Below are 22,861 nucleotides of genomic sequence, written 5' to 3' on the forward strand. Positions count from 1 at the left end.
CGAGCACGAGGAAAACGAGAATGGAGGAAAATCCTTTGAGCTTGCAAGCGTTGGCCGCGCGCAGAATCTGGCCGACATGATAACGACGGAAGAACGCCGAAGTTTTCTTCGAGATGGATTCCATCTGCTGGGTGGTTTGTGATATACTTTTCATAGCATGAGCCTCCGGTGCTTGGTATGTTTTTGAGCCAACATAATTATACCAAACTGGCAAGACTCATGCTATTTTTCTGTTTACAAAGCCTGGACTTTCAAGGGGTGCAGGGGATTTTTACCTGCGAAGTTTGAGTTTGGAAATCAGAAACTGCAGCGCATCCTTGGCTGCCGTGATGAAAAGGACTTTGTCGCTTTGACTGGCGGAAAGCTTTCAGGGCTTCTGAAGGAGAACGCAGTTCTGGTGGAGAAGGACATGGAAAGGCAGATGAAGGCTCCCGGCCGGCGGTTCCACCTGGTTACCACGGTGGCTCTCGGGGACGGAAGCCAGAGGCAGGTGGATATGCAGGGCTGCCGGGGAGAGAGGGAAGAGGAAAAAGACCTGGTTTTTGTCTTTGTGACGGCGGTGAATGAAGAACTACCGGTGTATGAAAAGGACCATATTACCGGATTCCCCGGGATGCGGCAGTTTCTGGCGGATTCTGAGAAGGTGGTGAAGGAAAGCGGCCATCCCGAAAAGTATGCCCTTTTATTTTTTGACATTGTCCATTTCAAGTTTTTCAATGTGACCTACGGCATACCGGAGGGGGACGCTTTTCTTCGTCAGATCGGAAACTGCCTGAAAGAGGTCTTTCCAGGGTATTTCATTTCCCGCTTTGATGTGGATCATTTCATGGTGCTGGCAGACAGCTCCGGCGTGGAGGATAAAATCCGGGAGGCCCACAGCCGCATCTTGGCTCTTCGCCCTTCTGCCAAGGTGGACTGCAAGGCAGGCATTTACCAGCTGGGCCGCTGGGGCGCAGACCCCAATCTGGCGGTGACCAGGGTCAAGATTGCCTGCGACAGCATCCATGACAGCGGCGACCGGTTCATGGCTTACTACACGGCGGCTCTGGACAGGAAGGTGGAGCTTAAGGATTATGTATCCCGTCATATGGATGAAGCGGTGGAAAAGGGATACATCAAGGCCTATTACCAGCCCATCGTGCGCACTGTGTCCGGCGCTCTCTGCGGTATGGAGGCTCTGGCCCGGTGGGAGGATCCGGAGAAGGGGTTCCTTCAGCCGGTGGATTTCATTTCCGCCCTGGAAGAGAGCCGGCAGATTCATAAGCTGGATCTGGAAATCATCCGGCAGGTATGCGAAAATTTTTCCCGCTGCATGGCCGAGGGCCGTCCGGTGGTGCCGGTGTCGGTGAACCTGTCCCGTCTGGACTTCCTGCAGTGTGATATTTTCCAGGAAGTGGAGAACCGGGTGCTGGAGTACAATGTGCCCCGTGACATGATTCATATCGAAATCACGGAAAGACTGCTTAACGCCATGGATTCTCGCATCCGGCAGGGGCTTCAGCGGTTTCGGAAGGCGGGCTATGAAATCTGGATGGATGATTTCGGAAGCGGCTACTCCTCTTTAAATCTGTTGAAGGGGTATTTCTTTGATGTGCTGAAAATCGATATGGCCTTTCTGGGAAGCTCCAGCGAAAGGGCCCGAAAGATTATCAGTTCCATCATTTCCATGGATAAGAGCATCGGTACCCGCAGTCTGGCAGAAGGGGTGGAAACAAAGGAGCAGTTTGAATTTCTGAAGAACAGCGGCTGCGAAAAGGTGCAGGGCTATTTTTTCGGAAAGCCCATGCCCTATGAGGAAAGCCTTGACCACTGCATGCGGGAAGGGCTGAAGGTTGAAACCCGGGCCTGGAAGGCTTACTACGATACCATCGGTATGGTCAATTTCCAGACCGATGAGACCCTGACTCTTCTGGAATATGATGGACGCGCCGTTCGATACCTTTTTGCCAACAGTGCCTATGTTGACATGATTCGCACCCTGGGGGACCATGACGTGAGGGAGGCGGAGCGCTATATCAATGATCCCACCTTGGAGCTTTCTTCCATTTTTCGGAAATATCTGGATAAATGCACCGCCGACGAAAAGGTGCATGAGCTTGTCTATCTTATCCATGACCAGTTCATAAAGGCTGTGGGGCGCTGCATCGCCCAGTGCAACGGCAGAGCCTGCATCAAAATCAGGATATCCAATATTACCGGAAGCATGACCCACGAGGAAGAGAAGCGGGTATACCATGTACTCCATAATGTGTATGCCGTATATGACGATATTTCCCTGCTGGACCGGGATAAGGATACCCTGGAGCCCATGGCTGTCAGCGACGGCGACTGGTCGGAGCATGAAAAAATCCCTCATGCCGGAAACTGTATCAGAAATTATGGACTCCGCAACATTTATGCCGATGATTATGAAAGATACATGGCCTTCATGGATATGGATACCTTGGAAAAACGGATCCAGAAGGCAGGCACCGGATTCCTTTCCGGCTTTTTCCGCACCCGGGTGGAAAAGGGACGGTTTATGTGGATGATTCACACCCTGATTCCCATTCCCCGGACCAATTATAGTCAGGTGCTCCACTGTATTCATCGGATTTCCGGAAACAGGTCTGATTTTCCGGAAGGCCTTTCTCTTCCATTGGAAAACAGGGAACAGGGGATGTTTTCGGTTGAGGAGCTGTGGAATTCGCTCATTCACGGAAGCAGGCGGGCCTATTTCTGGAAAGACCGGGAAGGACGCTACCAGGGGGCCAGCAGGAATTTCCTCCTCTATACCGGACTTCCTTCCATCAGCGCCATGAAGGGAAAGACCTCTTCAGACATGGGATGGCTCATGGATGACCATGGGGCGAGAAAATTGGAAAGCCGTGTCTTTTCCGGCGCGGCGGTCATGAACCGGCCTATGGACATTATTGTGAAAGGGGTGGTGAAGAGCATCGTTTATGGCAAGGTGCCTGTTTACCGGGACGGGGAAATCATAGGCACTCTGGGCTGGTTTGAAGATGCAGAGCAGATGGAAAAGGAAACGGGCCGCCAGCCCGTCATGGTCACCGACCGGGTCACCGGCGTCATGAACAGCCGGGGCGTCATCGAATCCCTCATCGGCTGCCAGGAGGCGTACCGGAACTTTGGCAGCGATTATGCCATGCTTTTCCTGACCATCCCTCAGTACCGGCGGATCCTTCACAGTTACGGAGAAAAGACAGCCAACGGCCTCTTAAAGGCAGCAGCCGGCAAAATCCGCCATATCATGGGTACCAGAGGCACCGTGGGCCGACTGGACGGTGCCGGTTTTGTCATCCTCTTCTACTATGAAGACCAGACGGAAGTGACATTCCTGTGCCGGAAACTTCGGCAGGCCATCGCCGATATCCACGAGGTGGGAGGCAGCAGCTGCACAGTGACAGCGGAAATCATCATCACCTACGGCTCCGACGGGATTACCACCGGCCGCCTCTTAAGGGAGGCTGTGGGCATGATGCGGGATAGTGACGACGGATACAGGGATAAGATGGATCGCTGGCTGGACAGGGAAGCTCTCTTCGATGCCCTGCCGATTCCTTATGCCCTGCTGGATACACCGATGGGGGAAGATGGAGGCATATCCCAAATCATCTGCCGCTACCATAACGATGCCTATGGCAAAGCCCTGGGTCTTAAGGAAAATGAGGAGCTGAGCCGCCATCTGACTGCCCTTTTGAACCAGGAAAACTACAGCTGGGGCCAGAAGGCCTATGAAGCAGCCTATGAAAAGCATACCCTTTACGGAGAAAAATACGTACCTCAGCTTGGAAAGACTGTACGCTACATCATAGCGCCGGGGCCCTGGCGGGGCAGCTGTGTCCTCATGCTGCTGGGCAGCGGCGGGAAAACGAAAGACCAGCCGGTACACCAGTCTACAGAACACCAGATCCTCCGCCTCACCCGCATGCTCATGACGGCTTCGGACTATGAAGCATCGGTGAACCGGGTGCTTCGGGAAATAGGGCAATTCCTTTCCTGTGACAGGGTGTATATATTTGAAAAACAGGGCAATCGGATTTCCAATACCTTTGAGTGGTGCAGGGAAGGGGTCACTTCGGAAATGGGAGAGCTCCAGGACCTGAACTACGAAGAATATGTGGGTGTATGGGACCGGTACCTGAGGACAAACAGCAGCGTGGTGATTCCAGACATTGAAGCTATCCGCCAGACGGACGCCATTACCTATGACTGCCTGAAAAAGCAGCATATCCACTCCCTTATGGAAGCGCCCATGTACCATGACCATAACCTCTCCGGCTATCTGGGCGTGGATAACTATAAGGAATCGGATGCGGCGGACATGAAGTACCTGCTGGAAAATATGGCGGTGTACCTGTCCTGGAAAAAGGATATCCATGACCTTATGGACAGGCTTCGCTATCTCAGCGAAAACGATATCCTCATCGGCGTTCATAACAGAAACGCCATGAATCGGCGCCTTTCGTCCCTGAAGGCAGAGGACCGTTCCCTGGGCATTATCTACGTGGACCTGAACAACCTGAAATGGACAAACGATACCTATGGCCACAGCGTGGGAGACAGCCGTCTCCGGGACATGTCGGCCCTGATGAAATCCGTATGCCCGCCCCAGGATATTTACCGGCTGGGCGGTGATGAATTTGTGGCCTTTCTGGATGGGGCGGACGAAGACAGTTTCGAAAAAACGATAGAGAACTTCCGGAAAGCGGCAAAATGCCGATCCATTCATGTGGCGGTAGGCGGAAAGTGGATTCCCCATGCGTCTTCGCTGGTGCGGGGCATGCGGGACGCGGAACATCGCATGTACAGCGAAAAACGGCGTTCCCATGAGGGACGGGAAGACAGCCTTTCATGAAATCAAAAAAGACCTGTCAGGAAATGGAAATCATTTTCTGACAGGTCTTTTTTTAAGAAAGAAGCAGGGAAGAGAGCTCTTTGGGAGAAGAAACGATGGCATCAGCGCCGGCCCTTTCCAGCTCTTCCCGGCTGCCGTAGCCGTAGGAAACGCCGATGGCCGGTAAATGGTTTTCCCTGGCTCCCTCTATGTCGTAGAAGGTATCGCCGATCATCACCGTATGGGCGGCAAGAAAGGCAGGGGAGAACCCTTTTTTCTCCAGCAGGGACAGGGCTTTCCGTATAATCCGGGCCTTCTGGTCCCGGGTGCCCCTTTTCTTCAGCTCATCGCCTATATCACTGCCGCAGATGACGGAAAAATAGGGGGCAAAACCGAAGTGGGCTATGATTTCCTTTACAAAGGGCTCGGGCTTGCTGGAAGCCACGGCCAGGGTATGGCCGCGGTCCACTGCCTCCTTTAAAAAGGGCGCCAGTCCCGGATAGGGCCGGCAGTCCAGGATGCCCTTCGTTTCATAGAGCTCCCGGAAATGGGTGACTGCCGTCACAATGTCTTCGTCACTCATATGATAGAGCTTTTTCATCTGTACATTAAGAGGCGGCCCGATAAAGGTTTTCAGCTTTTCTGGGTCTGTTTCATGGATGCCTACAAAAGAAAGGCCGTACTGCACGGCCTTCACAATGCCTGGAGCGGATTCGGAAATGGTACCGTCCAGGTCGAAGAGAAAAACAGGATAGGATTTCATAAGGTCCTTTCTGGATATAGTGAGCTAGTGAGCTAGTGGGCTGGTGGGACAGGGGAGCCTGTCCCACTGTCCGCTTGCCGCCGACTGCCTTGAATATATGAAACTATGCTTAGTGTCCATAGTGCCACCGCGAAGCGGGGGAAAGGTGGTGCCGTAAAGCACCAAGGGGGGCCGCAAAGCGGGCCCTATAAGATTGCCGCGCAGCGGCCTCCAGAACCCTCGGGCCCAAGGCCCGTCAAACTTTAGAACCTTAAGAACCTTCGGGGCAAAGCCCCGTCAACCCTTCCGCGCCGGGCGGCGCGGAACCCTTTGAACCCGGGCCTGCAAAGCAGGCCCTTTTACTTGGCGCCCTGGAGGATTTCCTTCAAATACTGATTGGTTTCTTTCTTTTCATCCAAAGTGCCCAGAAGGATGTCTACGTAGCGGTCCAGGGTGTCGGCGTCGGTATAGCCGGAGATGAAGGAGTTGCTGCGGTTGCTTTCCAGAATGATGGGAAATTCCACAGCCGAGAAAATCTGCATGGCCTTCAGCTCCAGGTCCTTTTCATTGGTATAGCCTGTAATTTCCGCCACATTGCGGATCACCTTCTCCCAGCACTGGCTGTGGAGGAGGGAGAGGTAAATGAAATAGGTGTCCTTGGCGTCTTCGCTGGAGGGATTGGAAATGGAACGGAACAGGGCAGGGTGCTGGCGGGCCAGGTGGAAATAGGCGAGGATGTATTTTTTCATCCGTTCCCTGGCGGGGAGGCGGGTGTCATCCAGGTAGGAAACGATATTTTCCAGATTGCCCATCATGTATTCCAGAGCGCAGCCGATGAGTTCTTCCTTGGAGCCGAAGTAATAGCGCACAGAGGCAATGTTTACATTGGCTTCTCTGGCAATGGTACGGACGGTGGCTTTTTTGAAGCCCTGCTGCTGCAGGATGTGCACCGTGGTGGCAATCATTTTTTCGCGGACTTTTTCACCTTTTCCTGTTAATTTTCTTGCACTCATAATGTGGTACCCTTTCTGATGTTCATGGTCTTTCTTACAAAGGACAGATCGTCCGGTGTTTCTTTCTTTTCTGTCAATGCGTTCATCATCAGCTTGAGGCGGTTGGCCTGGTTCACTTCGCTGGCGCTGGCATCGCAGTCCAGGGCCAGGAATACGGCTTCCGGATAGGCGCTGTGGAGTTTGTGAATCATGCCTTCCCCGGTAATGTGGTTGGGCAGGCAGGCAAAGGGCTGGAGGCATACCACGCCACGGCATTCATGGTAGAGAAGGTCGATCATGTCGGCGGTGAGGAACCAGCCTTCACCGGCCCGGTTGCCCAGGGAGAGGTACTGGGAGGCTCTCTTGGCCAGCTTGCCGATGCTGGTGATTTCATGGAAACGTTTGGAGTTTTTCAGCGCTTTTTCCAGGGGCTTTCTGTACCATTCGATGAGGTAGCGGGTGAAGGTGCCTTTCAGGTCATCCTTGAAGGTGCCGTCCATTTCTTTTCTTTGGAAATGGCTGTCCAGGGAGCCGTAGAGGAAGAAGTCCAGCATGCCGCTTGTTTCCGCTTCGCCGCCGTTAGCCTCGATGGCGTGGACGATGTCATTGCTGGCAATGGGGCTGAATTTTACATAGATTTCACCTACAATGCCGATGCGGGGACGGCGGGGCACGTCGGCAAGGGGCAGACGGTCGAAGTCTTTGATGATGGAGGCAATGTTTTTCTTGTACTGATGGTAAGATTCGCCTTTCAGAATGGCGGCAGCCGCCTTTTTCTGCCAGGACCGGTAGAGAGTCTCCGCGCTGCCCGGTTCCTTTTCGTAGGGGCGGGTGCGGTAGAGGCACTGCTGCAGGGCGTCGCCGTACACCACGGCCTGGATGAGTTTGATTCCCAGGCCCGGCGTGAATTTGAAGCCCGGCTGGGGTTCAAAGCCGTGGGTATTGAGGGAAATCACCGGTATCTGGGACAGCCCTTCTTCGTCCAGGGCTTTGTGGATGAAGCCGATGTAGTTGGAGGCGCGGCACATGCCGCCGGTCTGGGACATCATGACGGCTGTGCGGTTCAGGTCGTATTCCCCTGATTTCAGAGCTCTCATGAGGGAGCCGATGGTAATGATGGCAGGGTAGCAGGCGTCGTTGTTCACGCAGGAAAGGCCTTCGTCAATGTCAGCCCGCACCGGCGGCAGTACCTTTACATGGTAGCCGCCGCTTCTGGCAGCTGCTTCGATGAGAGGGAAATGGATAGGAGACATTTCCGGCACCAGAATGGTGAAGTCTTTCTTCATGTCTTCGGTGAAGGCGGATTTCGGATAGAGAATGGGTTCAGCCTTTGTGTTTTCTTCCACCCTTTCCTTGATGGCGGATTTCAGAGAGCGAAGGCGGATGCGGACGGCACCCAGGTTCAGACTCTGGTCGATCTTGAGGCAGGTGTAGAGGCGGTCCCTCTTGTTCATGATTTCCTGTACCTGGTCGGTGACTACGGCGTCCAGGCCGCAGCCGAAGGAGTTGAGCTCCACCAGCTCCAGATTGCTGTGGCGGGTGACGTAGTCCGCTGCTTTATACAGACGGCTGTGCCAGGTCCACTGGTTCATGACCCGGAGGGTGGGGAACTGGCCGCCCACCATGGATACGCCGTCTTCTGAAAGCACGGCCATGCCCAGCTGGTTGATGAGGTCGGGAATGGAGTGGTTCACTGTGGGATCCACATGGTAGGGACGGCCGGCCAGTACGATGCCGATGAGGTGCTTTTCTTTGATTTCTTCCAGAATCCGTTTCGTTTCCCTGTACAGGTCCTGGCGGTATTCTTCTTCTGCCGCCTGTCCGGCGTAAATGGCAGATTCGATGTCACTGCCCGGAATGCCTAAGGGCTTGAAGAATTTCTTCAGCCTGCCGAAGATGGCTTTGGAATGAAGGGGCAGGAAGGGGTGGTAGAATTTAGCTTTGTACCGGGAGAGCACTTCGTCCATATTGGCCTGGATATTTTCCGGATAGGAGGCCACCATGGGGCAGTTGTAGCTGTTGGTGCTGCCTTCGTCAGGTCCCTTGTCGATGCAGGGGTACCAGATGAAGTCTACGTGTTTCCTGGCCAGGTCGTACACATGGGCATGGGCCAGCTTGGCCGGGAAGCATTCGGAGTAGGATGGAATGGTTTCCATGGCTTCCGTAGGAATGTCCCGGAGCTGTTCACTGGAAAGGAGGACCCGGTAGCCCAGTTTGGTGAAGAAGGCATGCCAGAAGGGATAGTCCTCGTACATGTTCATGGTGCGGGGAATGCCTACGGTGCCTCTCTTGGCGTCCCTGGGGGACAGAGGGCGGCGGTGCCAGATCTTATCGTATTTCCAGCGGTAAATATTGGGCAGGGTGGAGTGGGGCGCCGTCTTGCCGGTGAGCATGATGGCAGCGCCTCTTTCGCAGCGGTTGCCGGAAACAAAGGCGCGGCCGTCGTTGAAGCGGGTCAAGGTAATCATGCAGTGATTGCCGCAGCCGGGGCAGCGTTTCATTTCATTGGTATAGGACAGGGTTTTGAGTTCTTCCGGTGTAACCAGAGAAGACACATGGCCTTCGGGGCAGGAGTCCTTCGTAATGAGGGCAATGCCGTAGGCGCCCATGAGACCGGCTACATCGGGACGGATCACATGGCAGCCAAGGAGCTTTTCAAGTGCCCGGAGCACGGCATCATTATAGAAGGTGCCGCCCTGCACGACGATTTTATTTCCCAGGTCCGATGCCTTCCTGAGGCGGATCACCTTGTAGAGGGCATTTTTGATGACCGAGTAGGAAAGGCCGGCGGAAATATCAGCTACAGATACACCGTTTTTCTGGGCTTCCCGTACCCGGGAGTTCATGAATACGGTGCAGCGGGAGCCCAGGTCCACCGGATGGGGAGCTTTGAGGGCAATGCGGGAGAACTCTTTGATGTCCATGCCCAGGGACTGGGCGAAGGTGTCCAGGAAGGAGCCGCAGCCGGAAGAGCAGGCTTCGTTCAAAAGGATATCATCCACGGCGCCGTCCTTGATGCGGCAGCATTTCATGTCCTGGCCGCCGATATCCAGAATGGTGGTGACGTCGGGAAGGAAATGCCGGGCACCCCGGTAGTGGGCCATGGTTTCCACTTCGCCCACATCCGCCTGGAGAGCCCGCTTAATGAGCTCTTCGCCGTAGCCGGTCACACCGGCACCGGCAATGACAGCTCCCTTGGGCAGCTTGCTGTAGAGGTCGGAAAGAATCTTTCTGGCACCGGCCAGGGGCGTGCCTTTGTTGCTGCTGTAATATTCGTAGAGAATGCGGCCTTCCTTATCCAGAAGTACGGCCTTGATGGTGGTGGAACCGGCGTCGATGCCAAGCCACAGGGACCCTTTGGCTTTTGAAATATCGCCCCGGGGTGCATGGAAGCGGCTGTGCCGCTCTGTGAATTCCCGGTATTCCTCTTCGCTGGCAAAAAGGGGCGGCAGGGTTTTGGAAGTGCCCAGGTCTACGTCTTTGGCCTCTTCCACTTTGGCCAGCCAGCTGTCCAGGTCCATGGGGCGGTCATGACGGCCGGACAGGGCGGCGCCCATGGCTACATAGAGCTCCCCATGCTCCGGTACGATCATATCTTCATCGGCAATGTCCAAAGTCTTCTGGAAACGCTGCCGCAGCATGGGCTGGAAAGTCAGAGGCCCTCCAAGAAAAGCTACTTTGCCGTGAACCGGACGGCCGCAGGTGAGACCGGAAATAGTCTGGTTCACTACGGACTGGAAAACGGAAAGGGCAATATCCTCATGGGAAACCCCTTCATTCAAAAGGGCCTGGATATCGGTTTTGGCAAATACGCCGCAGCGGGAAGCAATGGGGTAAATCCGGCCGGCTTTGGCGGCCAGCTGTCCCAGGCCTGCTGCATCCACAGAAAGGAGGGAGGCCATGCGGTCGATAAAGGCACCGGTGCCGCCGGCGCAGGCGCCGTTCATCCGCTGATCTACGCCGTTCCGAAGATAGGTGATTTTCTCATCTTCCCCGCCCAGCTCGATAATCACATCGGTGTCGGGGTGGAAAGTCTCCACCGCTTTCGTTTCCGCCAGAATTTCCTGGCAGAAGGGGAGACCCATCAGTTTGGCCAGCCCCATGCCGCCGCTGCCGGAAATAGAAGCGGTGATGCGATAGCCCGAAAATTTCTCCTGCAGTTCTTTCAGAAGAGACATGGTAGCGCTTCGGATATCAGACATATGGCGCTGGTACCGCCCGAAAAGAAGCTTCAGGTAAGGCGATAAAGCAGCCACCTTCACTGTGGTGGAGCCCACATCGATTCCTACGTGAATGACTGGTTTCATGAAATAACCTCCCAAGCCTGCGGCTGTGCCACTGGCCATTAAAAATCAATGAAAAACATCCTGTTACAAAATACATACTGTTGTTTATAATCATATGATTGACTTGTTCGATTATATTTTAGCACTCTTCGATAAATCCTACAATCATGGAACTTTAAAACAACCGTTTGAAGTGATACATATTTGCATATGATTTTGATTAAATTCATAGATAACTGCATAGATGGCTATGAAAATAGGGGTCCGCAGAAGAGACAGCCTAAGAAGGCCCGGGGAAAAGCCCGGGCCTTCTTATAATATATGGATCTTATGTATCGATTTCGCAGAGAAATCATTTTTCCAGGATTTTCATGATTTCTTCCAGGGAAGAACAGAAATGGATGGAGGAAAGGTCTTCCTTTTCGATGAATCCAAGGGCGAGCCAGTTTTGGAAGAGAACTTTCAGCGGGTCATATATTCCATCTATATTGGCAATAAGGATAGGCGGGCGGCTCCCCGGGGCGGCATAGATGCGGTAGTGGCTGAAGGTGTCGGCCAGTTCTTCCAGCGTGCCTATGCCGCCGGGAAGGACGATGAAGGCGTCGCCGGATTCGATGAGCGTCTGCTTTCTGGTGACCATGTCCGGTACTTCCAGAAGCTCTGTGATACCCCGGTGGGCCTGTTCCTTTTCGATGAATACCCGGGGGATAATGCCGGTGACCCGGCCGCCGGCAGCCATGGCGGCATCTGCCGCAAGGCCCATGAGGCCCACGGTGCCGCCGCCGTAAATCATGTGGAAGCCCCCTTTCCCCAGCGCCTCTCCCAGCCGCGCTGCCAGGGAAGCGAAGGCACCATCATTTCCAAAGTGGGAACCGCAGTAGACAGTAATATTTTTATAAGTAGTCATGGCTTTTCCTTCTTTTTACACAAATCATAGGGAATAGAGCTGTTATTTATTGTATCATAGATAAAGGGAAAGGAAGGGAAATCCTCTTTTTGAGAAAGCTTCTGCTTTCCGGACCTGGAGGGCATCTGCCGGGCAGAAAAGGCTCTTTTTGAAGCAAATGGTACGCCAGGAACCGTGGTAAAAAAGTTATGCATAAATACGGAGAAAAAAGCCAATAAAAAGTTTGACATGGAAGGCTGGTAATGATATAATTCCAATGTTGCGTGGATTTAGTGTGCTGCAAAGCAGGTGAGAATGAATGACACTGGAAGAATTGAAATCCGGCACATTTGTAGTCGGAATGAAAGAAACTGAGCGGGCTATTGAGAAGCAGGAAGCGGCATGTGTTTTTATCGCCTCGGACTGCGATGAAAGAATTTCACGTCCCCTCATGGAAGCCTGCCAGTCGTCAGGAATTCCTGTGGAACAGGGATTCACTAAAAAAGAAATAGGCCGTGCCTGCGGTATCAAAGTAAAAGCCGCATCCGCTGCTCTTCTTACATCCCGGTAATATCTTTCGGGGCTATGCCCTGGAGGATCAATTATAAATTTACTTTTGAAGAAAGGAGGTGCCCATTTTGCCGACAATTAATCAGCTGGTTCGTAAAGGCCGCCAGACTCTGGCTACCAAAGCGAAGACCCCGGCTCTGAAACAGTCCCCACAGAAACGTGGTGTCTGCACCAGAGTTTACACAGCTACCCCGAAGAAGCCGAACTCTGCTCTTCGTAAAGTAGCCCGTGTACGCCTGACCAACGGAATCGAAGTTTCTGCTTACATTCCTGGTGAAGGCCATAACCTGCAGGAACACTCCGTCGTCCTCATCAGAGGCGGCCGTGTTAAGGATCTTCCAGGCGTTCGTTACCACATTATCCGCGGCGCACTCGATACCGTAGGTGTATCCGGTCGTCAGCAGGGCCGTTCCAAATACGGCGCTAAGCGCGAAAAGAAATAATTCATTCGTATTCATTAACTAATGTGACTAACAAAGAACGTTTTAAGGAGGAAATTAACAATGCCGAGAAAAGGTGCTGTTCCGAAACGTGACGTGCTGCCGGATCCCGTGTATGGAAATAAGACAGTAACCCGTTTCATCAACAAGGTTATGCTGGATGGCAAAAAGGGTGTCGCTGAAAAAATCGTTTATGGCGCATTTGACATCTGCCACAGCAAGCTGAACAAAGAACCAATCGAAATTTTCGAACAGGCTCTCAATAATGTTATGCCGGTTCTGGAAGTACGTGCCCGCCGTGTAGGCGGCGCCAACTACCAGGTGCCGGTTGAAGTCAGAGCAGACCGTCGTCTGACTCTGGGTATCCGCTGGATGGTCAACTATGCCCGCCAGCGCAGCGAACGTACCATGGAAGAACGTCTGGCAGGAGAACTGATGGATGCTTTCAACAATACGGGCGCAGCAGTAAAGAAGAAAGAAGATACTCATAAAATGGCTGAAGCCAATAAGGCTTTTGCTCATTATCGCTGGTAATTTTAATAAGGAGAAACAATCGTGGGCAGAGAATTTCCGCTTGAAAAAACAAGAAACATCGGCATCATGGCACACATTGATGCAGGTAAGACAACAACCACGGAACGAATCCTGTATTATACCGGTGTAAACCATAAGATCGGCGAAGTTCATGATGGCGCTGCCACCATGGACTGGATGGCTCAGGAACAGGAACGCGGTATTACCATTACATCTGCTGCTACCACCTGCCACTGGAAAGGCTATCGTGTCAACATCATCGATACCCCAGGGCACGTAGACTTCACTGTAGAAGTTGAACGTTCCCTTCGCGTACTGGATGGCTCCGTAGCTGTATTCAGTGCTAAAGACGGCGTTCAGACCCAGTCTGAAACCGTTTGGAGACAGGCAGATCACTACCATGTTCCCCGTATTGCATTCATCAACAAGATGGATACAGTCGGTGCAGATTTCCTGCATGCAGTAAAGACCATCGACACCCGTCTTCATGCCAAAGCTGTTGCTATGCAGCTCCCAATCGGCGCACAGGATACCTTCAAAGGCATCATCGATCTGCTGACCAGGGAAGCTGAAATCTACGACAGCGATGACGGCAAAGAATATCATAAGGAACCTGTTTCCGATGATATGAAAGACATGGTAGAAGAATACCGTGAAAAGATTATCGAAGCTGCTTGCGACGGCGACGATGAACTGGCTGAAAAGTATCTGGAAGGCGAAGACATTTCCATTGAAGAAATCAAAGCTTCCATCCGTAAACAGGTACTGGCATGCAAGCTCTTCCCCGTATTCTGCGGCTCCGCATACAAGAACAAAGGTATCCAGATGCTTCTGGATGCTGTCCTTGATTACCTCCCGTCCCCGCTGGATATTCCTCCGGTTAAAGGTACTTCCCTGGACGGCGAAGAAGAAGAACGCCCGGTATCCGACAGCGCTCCGCTGGCAGCCCTGGCATTCAAGATCATGGCAGATCCATTCGTTGGCAAACTGGCATACTTCCGCGTATATTCCGGCGAAATGCACCAGGGCACTTACGTTCTCAACTCCACCAAGGACAAGAAAGAACGCGTAGGCCGTATCCTTCTGATGCATGCTAACCACCGTAAGGAAATCGATGTAGCTTACACCGGCGACATTGCCGCTGCAGTAGGCTTCAAGGATGTTACCACCGGCGATACACTCTGCGACCCGGACAACCCGATCATCCTTGAAAAGATGGAATTCCCGGATCCCGTTATTTCCGTTGCTGTTGAACCGAAGACCAAAGCTGACCAGGAAAAGATGGGCAACGCCCTCCAGAGACTGGCAGAAGAAGATCCGACCTTCAGAGTACACACCGATCCGGAAACCAACCAGACCATCATTTCCGGTATGGGCGAACTTCATCTGGACATCATCGTCGACCGTATGCGTCGTGAATTCAATGTAGACTGCACCGTAGGCAAACCTCAGGTTGCTTATCGTGAAACCATCCGCAAATCTGTTGAATCTGAAGGCAAATTCATTCGTCAGACCGGCGGTCATGGTCAGTACGGCCACTGCTGGCTCCGTCTTGAACCGATGGAAGCAGGCAAGGGCTTTGAATTCGCAAACGAAGTCGTTGGCGGCGTGATTCCTAAGGAATTCATCAACCCGATTCAGGCCGGCGTCGAAGCTGCTATGCAGGACGGCGTTGTAGCAGGATATCCGATGGTTGATATCAAAGTTACCGTATATGACGGTTCCTATCATGATGTCGACTCCTCCGAAATGGCCTTCAAAGTTGCAGGTTCCATGGCATTCAAAGACGGTGCCAAGAAAGCAGATCCTGTCCTCCTCGAACCATATATGAGCGTAGAAGTCGATGTTCCGGAAGATTACATGGGCGACGTTATCGGCGGCCTCAACTCCCGCCGTGGCCGCATCGAAGGCATGGAAACAGAAAACGGCGAATCCAGAATCAAAGGCTTCGTTCCGCTGTCTGAAATGTTCGGTTATGCAACCGCTCTCCGCAGCTCCACCCAGGGCCGTGGCACCTTCACCATGACATTCGACCACTATGAAGAAGTTCCGAAGGCTATTTCCCAGAAGATTACGGAAGAAAGACTCGGAAATAAATAATTTTTAAGGAGAAACCAAAATGGCAAAAGCTCATTACGAAAGAACAAAGCCGCATGTTAACATCGGCACCATCGGCCACGTAGATCACGGCAAAACAACCCTGACCGCTGCTATTACCAAAGTACTGGCTGAAGAAGGCAAAGCTAACTTCCTCGACTATGCTTCCATTGATAAAGCACCGGAAGAAAGAGCTCGTGGTATCACAATCAACACCTCCACCGTTGAATATGAAACCGAAAAACGTCACTATGCACACGTTGACTGCCCAGGGCACGCTGACTATGTAAAGAACATGATCACCGGCGCAGCTCAGATGGACGGCGCTATCCTCGTTGTATCCGCAGCTGACGGCCCCATGCCCCAGACCCGTGAACACATCCTCCTGGCTAAACAGGTAGGCGTTCCGGCTATCGTAGTATTCCTGAACAAAGCTGACCAGGTCGATGATCCCGAACTGATCGACCTCGTTGAAATGGAAATCAGAGATCTCCTCTCCTCCTACGACTATCCGGGCGATGATGTGCCGATTATCGTTGGCTCCGCTCTCGGCGCTCTTAACGGCAACAAAGAAGATGAACAGAAGATCCGCGACCTCATGAAGGCTGTTGACGAATACATCCCAACTCCTCAGCGCGATACCGATAAACCGTTCCTGATGCCTGTCGAAGACGTATTCACCATCACCGGCCGTGGCACCGTTGCTACCGGCAGAGTAGAACGCGGCACCGTTAAAGTAGGCGACGCAGCTGAAATCGTCGGCCTCCAGGATAAACCGACCGAAACCGTTGTAACCGGCGTAGAAATGTTCAGAAAGACTCTGGACCAGGCTATGGCAGGCGACAACATCGGCACCCTGCTCCGCGGCATTGACCGTAAGGACATCGTTCGCGGCCAGGTACTTGCTAAACCGGGCACCGTTCATCCCCACACCGAATTCACCGCTCAGGTGTATGTACTGACCAAAGATGAAGGCGGCCGTCATACCCCGTTCTTCAACGGCTATCGTCCGCAGTTCTTCTTCAGAACCACCGACGTAACCGGCGACATCACCCTGCCGGAAGGCACCGAAATGTGCATGCCTGGCGATAATGTCGAAATGGCTGTTAAGCTCATCACCCCGATCGCTATGGAAGAAGGCCAGCGTTTCGCTATCCGCGAAGGCGGCCGCACCGTTGGCGCAGGCGTTGTAGCTAAGATTGCAAAATAATCTTTTGCCACTCTAAAAGAACTCCCTTCATGGGAGTTCTTTTTTTGTTGACAGGTTTCCCGTCCGTCATGGGGCTGCTGCATATCATCCCTGCTGTAACCCCTTGGCCACCGGTTTCCTGCCCGGCATGGGACTAGGGCTCTTCACATCTTTGGGAAACTGCCTCGCCTGCCACTGTCACATCGTTCTGGAATTGCCATAGTCACGGGCCCTTGTAAAATGCTATAATACTTTTAATAACTCTGCATTGATTAAAGGAAAGGTGAAAATATATGAAAATGAAAAAGTGGCTGGCCGCTTCCATGACTGCTCTGGCCATGGCTGCCGGTACCATGGCGGTGTCTGCCGATTCTCTGACCCTGTCCGGCGGAGAAGTGCTGGATATGGGGTCCTCTGTTTCCGTATATCCCGGAGAAAGGTCCTTCTTTGGAAGTCAGCTTCATGACTGGCTTCTGGAAGGGAATGCGGCAAAGACCGTGGAGGCGGCGCTGGAAGGGGCCGAAGTATTCCCCAAAGACAAGGATTACTCCAGAGAATTTTCGGAAATGGCTGTGTCCATCCTCCGCACCGGAAAGGTGTACCAGGTGAGGGCGCAGGCCGATGATACCTTTTATCAGGGCATGATGGTCTCCCTTTCTATTTCGGACAGCGATATGTTGAAACTGGCCCTTTACGGGAAGGAGGCTATGGCAGACCGGAATGAAGGGGAGAAGATAGCGGATGTTAAGGCGGCATCTTCTGAAAAAGCAGGGACATCGGAAAACTCGCTGGACCGGGCCCTTACCCTTTTGCACGGTGCGGTGAAGGTGGAAGACCACTCTTCCTGGGAAGACAGAAAGTCGGAGAAAGGCCTTGCTTACCGCACTGCCGATGCGAAGGCAGTGCTCACCAGAAACGGGTTCATGATTCCTCTCTACGTGAAAGGAATTATTACCAGAGGAGAAGGGAAGACGGTGTATACCCTCTTTGCTGCAGACCAGGCATCGGGCCGCTATTTCCAGCCTCTTCTGGATAAAGCGCTGAAGGAAGCCGGGAAATGAACATCAAGAAAACAGCAGCGCTCCTTGCCCTTCCATTCATGATGGCAGCAGGCAGCGTCATGGCGGCAGATCTTCCTGCCGCCGGCAGCGGCGCCATGGGAGAGATGAATGCTCTGGCTCCGGTCTTTCCAGGGGTGGGGCCGGTGATAGAAGGAACGGCGCCTTTGGCCGATTCTGTCAAAGCGGCAGCCCCTGTGCCGGTTTCGGAAATGGGAGACTTGTTTCTGAACCATGTATCTATGCCCAAAGACGTGCATTACGAACCTCTGGGCCGGGGGGACTCTGCCATAGCCCGTCACCTGGGCATGATGACGGTGAAAGGGAAGACCTATACTGCCGGCGCCGTAGCTCTGGGAGCCACCTTCAAAGGGAAGGAGTCCGATGAATTCTTCGGCGGCATGTTCCTCCCCCGGGGCCATACCCGGGAGGCAGGCGGACGGATGCTGGCCTTTAATATGGGCCTCCTGAAGCTGGAAAGTGCCATGAATGAAGTATTCCTCCAGGCAGTGGATGAGGCGAGAAGGGAGACGGGAGAAAAGCTTCCCTATAATTTCCTGACAGTGGACATGGTCCATGTGGAACAACTTCACAGCCTGAAAGGGAGTCCCAAAACTTACAGCTTTTCCATCCGTCCTGCTTTTTCTGCCGACGGCTTTCTCCTTCCCCTCTTTATGCGGGGCTTTGCCTCCAAGGTGGGAGACAGCTACCGCTTCCTCTTTCTGGCAGCGCCGGACAGTCAAAAGGATATGGTCAGTGAGGCAGGACTTTCCCTTATGAAACGGCGGGAAGAAAAGAACATACAGAAATAAGAAAAGGACTGTGAAAAAATGTAAATCATTTCTTCACAGCCTTTTTTTGACCCTGTTTCGGCGCTGCCGGGACAGGAGTAAAATGATATAATTGACATAGATTATGACAGGAGGTATACCATGATTCTTTTCCTGATTCTGCTGATTACCCTGCTTCTTTTGGTTCCCCTTTCCTCTGTGAGGGCAGAGAGGAAACCGTCGGTCCATCTGCTGGCTACCGGCGGCACCATTGCAGGGAAGGCCGCTTCCGAAACAGCGACCACCGGCTATGAGGCCGGCGCCCTGGGAGTAAAGGATTTACTGGGGAGCCTGCCGGAGGCCCAAAACTTCGCCCAGGTGACGGGAGAGGAGATATCCTCCATAGACAGCAAGGATATGACCGATGATATCTGGTTTTCTCTGGCAGAAAGGGCCAATGAGCTGGAAGGGGAAACCGATGGCCTTGTGGTGATTCATGGCACCGATACCATGGAAGAGACGGCCTGGTTCCTCCAGCTGACCGTGAAGCCCTCCATTCCCCTGGTGCTTACAGGGGCCATGCGTCCTGCCACCGCTGTCAGCGCAGACGGGCCCATGAACCTGCTGAATGCCATCCGTCTGGCAGCCCATCCATCCGCCCGGGGAAAAGGGGTGCTGGTCATGATGAATGATACCATCTTTTCCGCCAGAAATGTGACCAAGGGAAATACCCTTTCCCTTGATACTTTCCGCTCCCCCGACGGCCCCCTGGGCTATATGAATGACGGACATCCCTGCTGGTGCGCCCTGCCGGTGCATGTGCCGGAAGGAGAGGCCCCTTTTGATGTGAAGGGGCTCCATCGCCTTCCCCGGGTGTATATTATCTACGGCCATGCCGGTGCCGATGGTGCCATGGTGCGGGCGGCTGTGTCCGCCGGCGCTGAAGGCCTTGTGTATGCAGGCTGCGGAAACGGCAGCATTCACAGGGAAGACGAAAAGGCGCTGGCCAAGGCGGCATCCCAGGGCATTCCGGTGGTGAGAAGCTCCCATGCCGGCAGCGGCTCTGTCATTTCCGCAGAAGCCTCCTACGAAGAAGAAGGCTTTATCCGTGGCGGATCCCTGTCTCCCCAGAAAGCCCGGATTCTCCTCCAGCTTTCTCTCTCAAAGACCGGGGACTTCAGGGACATACAGAAGATTTTTGATAGATATTAAAGAAGCGCATGAATCAGTACGTCCCGGGCATCCCTTTTGGCAAAATCATGCTTTCTGGTGCAAAGACAGGCCAGGATGCCCCTGCCTATTGCAGAACCGGCCTGTTTCGTACCATGTCGCAAAATCTATTTGACAACAGCTATCAAGAGTGATACTATAATGACAACCGAATATGAAAAGAAAGGTGCCCTGAGGGCTTAATAGGGAAGACCGGTGAAAAGCCGGCACGGTCCCGCCACTGTAATGCGGAGCGAATCCAATGATGTCACTGAGAAATCGGGAAGACGGATAGCGAGGAAGCAGAGTCAGGAGAACTGCCTGTCTTATATCACCGTTTGAACCCACGAGCGATGGGAAGGGGATGTCGTATGGATGTCTCTTTGCCCTGGGTAAAGAGCTTTTTTCATGGGTTGAACATTCGGTTATTGAGGAGCACAATTTCATAAGTAAAGCAGGTGCCCATAAGGGCTTAATAGGGAAGACCGGTGAAAAGCCGGCACGGTCCCGCCACTGTAATGCAGAGCAAATCCAACAGAAGTCACTGAGGAAATTGGGAAGGCTGGAGGCGCGAGGAAGCAGAGTCAGGAGAACTGCCTGTTTTGTATCACCGTTTGACCTACGAGCGATGGGAAGGTGTGTATTCATAAAGCCGATTTCTTTGGCCTGCCTTGAATCCACCTTGTCTGCAAGGTGGATTTTCTTTTGCATACCCGCCGGGAGATGATGACAGGGAACATCATTTTCCCGGAAATCTTCCCACCCTCTATCATTCGATGTAACGCCTGAAGAAGGCTTTACATATACCTGTGGGGATCTCTCCATGGTTCATCTCCTTTTGGGTGATGGCGGTAAAAGGGAAATATCATCATCACCCACCCCGTTTACCATACCTTCTTTATGAAGTTCCTATATATCGGGTGCTTCGGCACCACTCTGATACAGGGGGCTGCCCCCCTGAGATTCATCTCCCTTTGGCGATGGTCATAAAAGGGAAATATGATCATCGCTCCTTTTTACCATCCCTTCCTCCGGGAAGTCCTCATAAACCGGTGCGGCGCACCGGAAAGGCTCTGCCATACGCCTTCGGTGAAAGGCAGATGGCCTGTCATTTGGGTAATAGCATTCCGTAAGGATGTTATTATACAGGTTCTCATAGGAGCGCACTGCTCCAACCCCTTTTGAAGCGGCTTGGTGTCGCTTCTTTTTTTGCTTGCATTATTCGATGAAATTCGATATAATAGAACCATCAGATAGATAAATATCGTTTTACTTAGACATGGATTAGCCGGCGGCGCCGCCGCCTTTAGGGCATGAGAGCCCGGGAGGTTTATATGAACGTATACGATTTCAAAGCAGTGAACGGAAAAGGCCAGGAAGTTTCCCTGTCCGACTACAAAGGCAAAGTTCTTCTCATTGTCAATACAGCCAGCAAGTGCGGCTTTACGCCCCAGTTTGAAGGACTGGAAAAACTGTACAATGCCTACAAGGACAGGGGCTTTGTGGTGCTGGGCTTCCCATGCAACCAGTTTGCAGAGCAGGATCCCGGAAGCGACGGAGAAATCCAGGAATTCTGCCGCCTGAACTACGGCGTTACCTTCCCCATGTTCCGCAAGGGCGATGTAAGGGGAGACAGTGCACAGCCCCTTTTCAAATACCTGACAAAGGAAAAGGGATTCAAGGGTCTTGACATGGACCATCCCAATGCCAAAGTCCTTCTGGATTTCATCAAAAAGAACTATCCCCATTTCCTGGATGATGATTCCATTAAATGGAATTTCACCAAATTCCTGGTGGGCAGAGATGGAAATGTGGCAGCACGGTTTGAACCCACCAAGACACCGGAAGCCATAGCGCCGGAAATTGAAAAACTGCTGTAACAGTCATTGAAAAAGGACAGTGAAGGATTTTCTTCACTGTCTTTTTTGCTGGTGATCGAAGAGAGCCGCTGCCTTAAGACGCCGAGCACCGCAGGACTCTTCATTTTGCGAACCCTTCACGCCTTAAAGAGCGCGCCCCTTTGAACACTCTTCCTCTTATGGTACTATAAGAAAGGAAATGAAAAGCAAAGGAGGCAGAGGATGAAGAAATATTTCTTTTTTGATATTGATGGTACCCTGACTACGCCGCTGACAGCAGATTATCCGGAAAGCACCAGGGCAGCGGTGAAGGAACTCATCCGCCGGGGACACTTTGTTTCCCTGGCCACCGGACGCATGCAGGCAGATGCCCTGGAAGTAGCCAGGACCCTGGGCATATCAGCTCTGGTGTCCGATGGCGGCAATGCGGTCACCATTGACGGGAAGATTCTTTATGATGAAGGCCTGCCTCTTTCGGACTGCATCCGTACCCTTTCGGACATTGATGAAGAAAAGCATCCCTGGGCGGCCGCTCCCTATAATAAGAAATACCGCGTTACAAGGACCCCTCTGTATCTGGAAAAAGTCAAAGACCGGTATTATGAAACGGAAGTGGATCCCTCCTTTGACTTCCGCAAAGTCTCTGCCATCCACAAGATTTTTGTGGCCTGCAGCAAACAGGAAAGGGATGACATTCCTCTCTATACGCTGCCCCACGTATGGTTCAGCACGGACACCATGCTCATCGAGCCGGTGCATAAGGAAAGGGGCATTATGGAAATACAGAAACGGTTCCATATTTCCGACAGGGACATCGTTGTTTTCGGCGATGGCATGAATGACCGCTCCATGTTCCGTAAAGAATGGTTTCGCATCGCCATGGGCAACGCCAAACCGGAGCTGAAGGCCCTTTCCAGCTACATCACCGACCGGGCCGACGAAGACGGTATCTACAACGCCTGCCGCCACTTCGGCTGGATTTAAGGATTCTCCGGTAATGATTATCTTTGTAAAGAGACTGGATAAGGCTGTTCCCCTCAGGCCGGCCTGATTTTTGATGAATCGGGCTGGCCGCAAGCCCTGGAGGAAAGAAATCCAAGTGCCCCGGCCTGTCATCAGGAAGAAGCGGACATGCTGATGGCAGATACCAGGAATATGCTTCCCCTTTTCCGGGACCGGCGGAAGAGCTGGAAAAGAGATATGAAAGTGGAAATGCCGGGGGTGGGGGAAGAAATTGCCTTCCTGTATCAGCCCTTTCTTTGACTTTCTGCCCGCTTTACCGGACTGGGAAACAGGAACCGGTCTTTGGAAGAGAACCCTATCCGGATGATTGTAAACAGATAAAATTGCATAAATTGACAAAAGGACTGCTGCTGATTATTATATAAAAGA

General features: G+C 52.7%; 16 protein-coding genes and 2 riboswitches. Of the genes, 12 read left to right on the forward strand and 4 right to left on the reverse strand.

From position 1 onward, the window contains the following. Window positions 1-349: 349 nt before the first annotated feature. Window positions 350-4,858 (forward strand): EAL domain-containing protein, encoded by a 4,509-nt coding sequence (locus HMPREF9453_RS11125; protein WP_008860280.1) that lies wholly within the window; start codon window positions 350-352, stop codon window positions 4,856-4,858. 52 nt (window positions 4,859-4,910) lie between these two features. Here HMPREF9453_RS11125 and HMPREF9453_RS09185 read toward each other — a convergent pair whose 3' ends face one another. The 4 genes from HMPREF9453_RS09185 to HMPREF9453_RS09200 all read right to left on the reverse strand — a co-directional run bounded on the left by HMPREF9453_RS09185 (window position 4,911) and on the right by HMPREF9453_RS09200 (window position 11,764). After that, window positions 4,911-5,600 carry an HAD hydrolase-like protein gene (locus HMPREF9453_RS09185; protein WP_008860281.1) on the reverse strand — a complete coding sequence of 230 codons (690 nt, stop codon included), beginning with the start codon at window positions 5,598-5,600 and terminating at the stop codon, window positions 4,911-4,913. 338 nt (window positions 5,601-5,938) lie between these two features. Beyond that, window positions 5,939-6,592 (reverse strand): TetR/AcrR family transcriptional regulator, encoded by a 654-nt coding sequence (locus HMPREF9453_RS09190; RefSeq protein ID WP_008860282.1) that lies wholly within the window; start codon window positions 6,590-6,592, stop codon window positions 5,939-5,941. Then, window positions 6,589-10,878: an acyl-CoA dehydratase activase gene (locus HMPREF9453_RS09195; protein WP_008860283.1), complete on the reverse strand. Its 4,290-nt coding sequence runs from the start codon at window positions 10,876-10,878 to the stop codon at window positions 6,589-6,591. Before HMPREF9453_RS09195 ends, HMPREF9453_RS09190 begins: the two co-directional genes overlap by 4 nt. A gap of 331 nt (window positions 10,879-11,209) precedes the next feature. Further along, on the reverse strand, window positions 11,210-11,764 hold the full coding sequence (locus HMPREF9453_RS09200) for an LOG family protein (RefSeq protein ID WP_008860284.1): 555 nt from the start codon (window positions 11,762-11,764) through the stop codon (window positions 11,210-11,212). A gap of 298 nt (window positions 11,765-12,062) precedes the next feature. Here HMPREF9453_RS09200 and HMPREF9453_RS09205 point away from each other — a divergent pair, with 298 nt between their 5' ends. The 11 genes from HMPREF9453_RS09205 to HMPREF9453_RS12375 all read left to right on the forward strand — a co-directional run bounded on the left by HMPREF9453_RS09205 (window position 12,063) and on the right by HMPREF9453_RS12375 (window position 22,732). Continuing rightward, window positions 12,063-12,314, forward strand: coding sequence for a L7Ae/L30e/S12e/Gadd45 family ribosomal protein (locus tag HMPREF9453_RS09205; RefSeq protein ID WP_008860285.1), 252 nt, complete (start codon window positions 12,063-12,065; stop codon window positions 12,312-12,314). Window positions 12,315-12,381: 67 nt separating this feature from the next. Then, window positions 12,382-12,756, forward strand: coding sequence for a 30S ribosomal protein S12 (rpsL, locus tag HMPREF9453_RS09210; protein WP_008860286.1), 375 nt, complete (start codon window positions 12,382-12,384; stop codon window positions 12,754-12,756). A 60-nt stretch (window positions 12,757-12,816) separates the two neighbouring features. Further along, window positions 12,817-13,287 (forward strand): 30S ribosomal protein S7, encoded by a 471-nt coding sequence (gene rpsG, locus HMPREF9453_RS09215; RefSeq protein ID WP_008860287.1) that lies wholly within the window; start codon window positions 12,817-12,819, stop codon window positions 13,285-13,287. Window positions 13,288-13,308: 21 nt separating this feature from the next. Further along, window positions 13,309-15,387 carry an elongation factor G gene (gene fusA, locus HMPREF9453_RS09220; RefSeq protein ID WP_008860288.1) on the forward strand — a complete coding sequence of 693 codons (2,079 nt, stop codon included), beginning with the start codon at window positions 13,309-13,311 and terminating at the stop codon, window positions 15,385-15,387. A gap of 19 nt (window positions 15,388-15,406) precedes the next feature. Beyond that, the gene (gene tuf, locus HMPREF9453_RS09225) at window positions 15,407-16,594 is read left to right on the forward strand and encodes an elongation factor Tu (protein ID WP_008860289.1); all 1,188 of its coding nucleotides are present in this window, start codon (window positions 15,407-15,409) and stop codon (window positions 16,592-16,594) included. Between the two features lie 272 nt (window positions 16,595-16,866). After that, window positions 16,867-17,634, forward strand: coding sequence for a type 1 fimbrial protein (locus HMPREF9453_RS09230; RefSeq protein ID WP_008860290.1), 768 nt, complete (start codon window positions 16,867-16,869; stop codon window positions 17,632-17,634). Continuing rightward, the gene (locus HMPREF9453_RS09235) at window positions 17,631-18,443 is read left to right on the forward strand and encodes a hypothetical protein (protein WP_008860291.1); all 813 of its coding nucleotides are present in this window, start codon (window positions 17,631-17,633) and stop codon (window positions 18,441-18,443) included. The genes HMPREF9453_RS09230 and HMPREF9453_RS09235 overlap by 4 nt, the downstream gene beginning before the upstream one ends. Window positions 18,444-18,563: 120 nt before the next feature. Beyond that, the gene (locus HMPREF9453_RS09240) at window positions 18,564-19,613 is read left to right on the forward strand and encodes an asparaginase (RefSeq protein ID WP_008860292.1); all 1,050 of its coding nucleotides are present in this window, start codon (window positions 18,564-18,566) and stop codon (window positions 19,611-19,613) included. Window positions 19,614-19,778: 165 nt separating this feature from the next. Then, window positions 19,779-19,949: riboswitch (cobalamin riboswitch) on the forward strand. 100 nt (window positions 19,950-20,049) lie between these two features. After that, window positions 20,050-20,225: riboswitch (cobalamin riboswitch) on the forward strand. Window positions 20,226-20,944: 719 nt separating this feature from the next. After that, the gene (locus tag HMPREF9453_RS09255) at window positions 20,945-21,490 is read left to right on the forward strand and encodes a glutathione peroxidase (protein ID WP_008860294.1); all 546 of its coding nucleotides are present in this window, start codon (window positions 20,945-20,947) and stop codon (window positions 21,488-21,490) included. A 201-nt stretch (window positions 21,491-21,691) separates the two neighbouring features. Further along, on the forward strand, window positions 21,692-22,453 hold the full coding sequence (locus HMPREF9453_RS09260; protein ID WP_008860295.1) for an HAD family hydrolase: 762 nt from the start codon (window positions 21,692-21,694) through the stop codon (window positions 22,451-22,453). A 153-nt stretch (window positions 22,454-22,606) separates the two neighbouring features. Beyond that, the gene (locus HMPREF9453_RS12375) at window positions 22,607-22,732 is read left to right on the forward strand and encodes a hypothetical protein (RefSeq protein WP_262359557.1); all 126 of its coding nucleotides are present in this window, start codon (window positions 22,607-22,609) and stop codon (window positions 22,730-22,732) included. Window positions 22,733-22,861 lie beyond the last annotated feature (129 nt).

Source organism: Dialister succinatiphilus YIT 11850 (assembly GCF_000242435.1).
Taxonomy (GTDB): Bacteria; Bacillota; Negativicutes; order Veillonellales; family Dialisteraceae; genus Dialister; species Dialister succinatiphilus.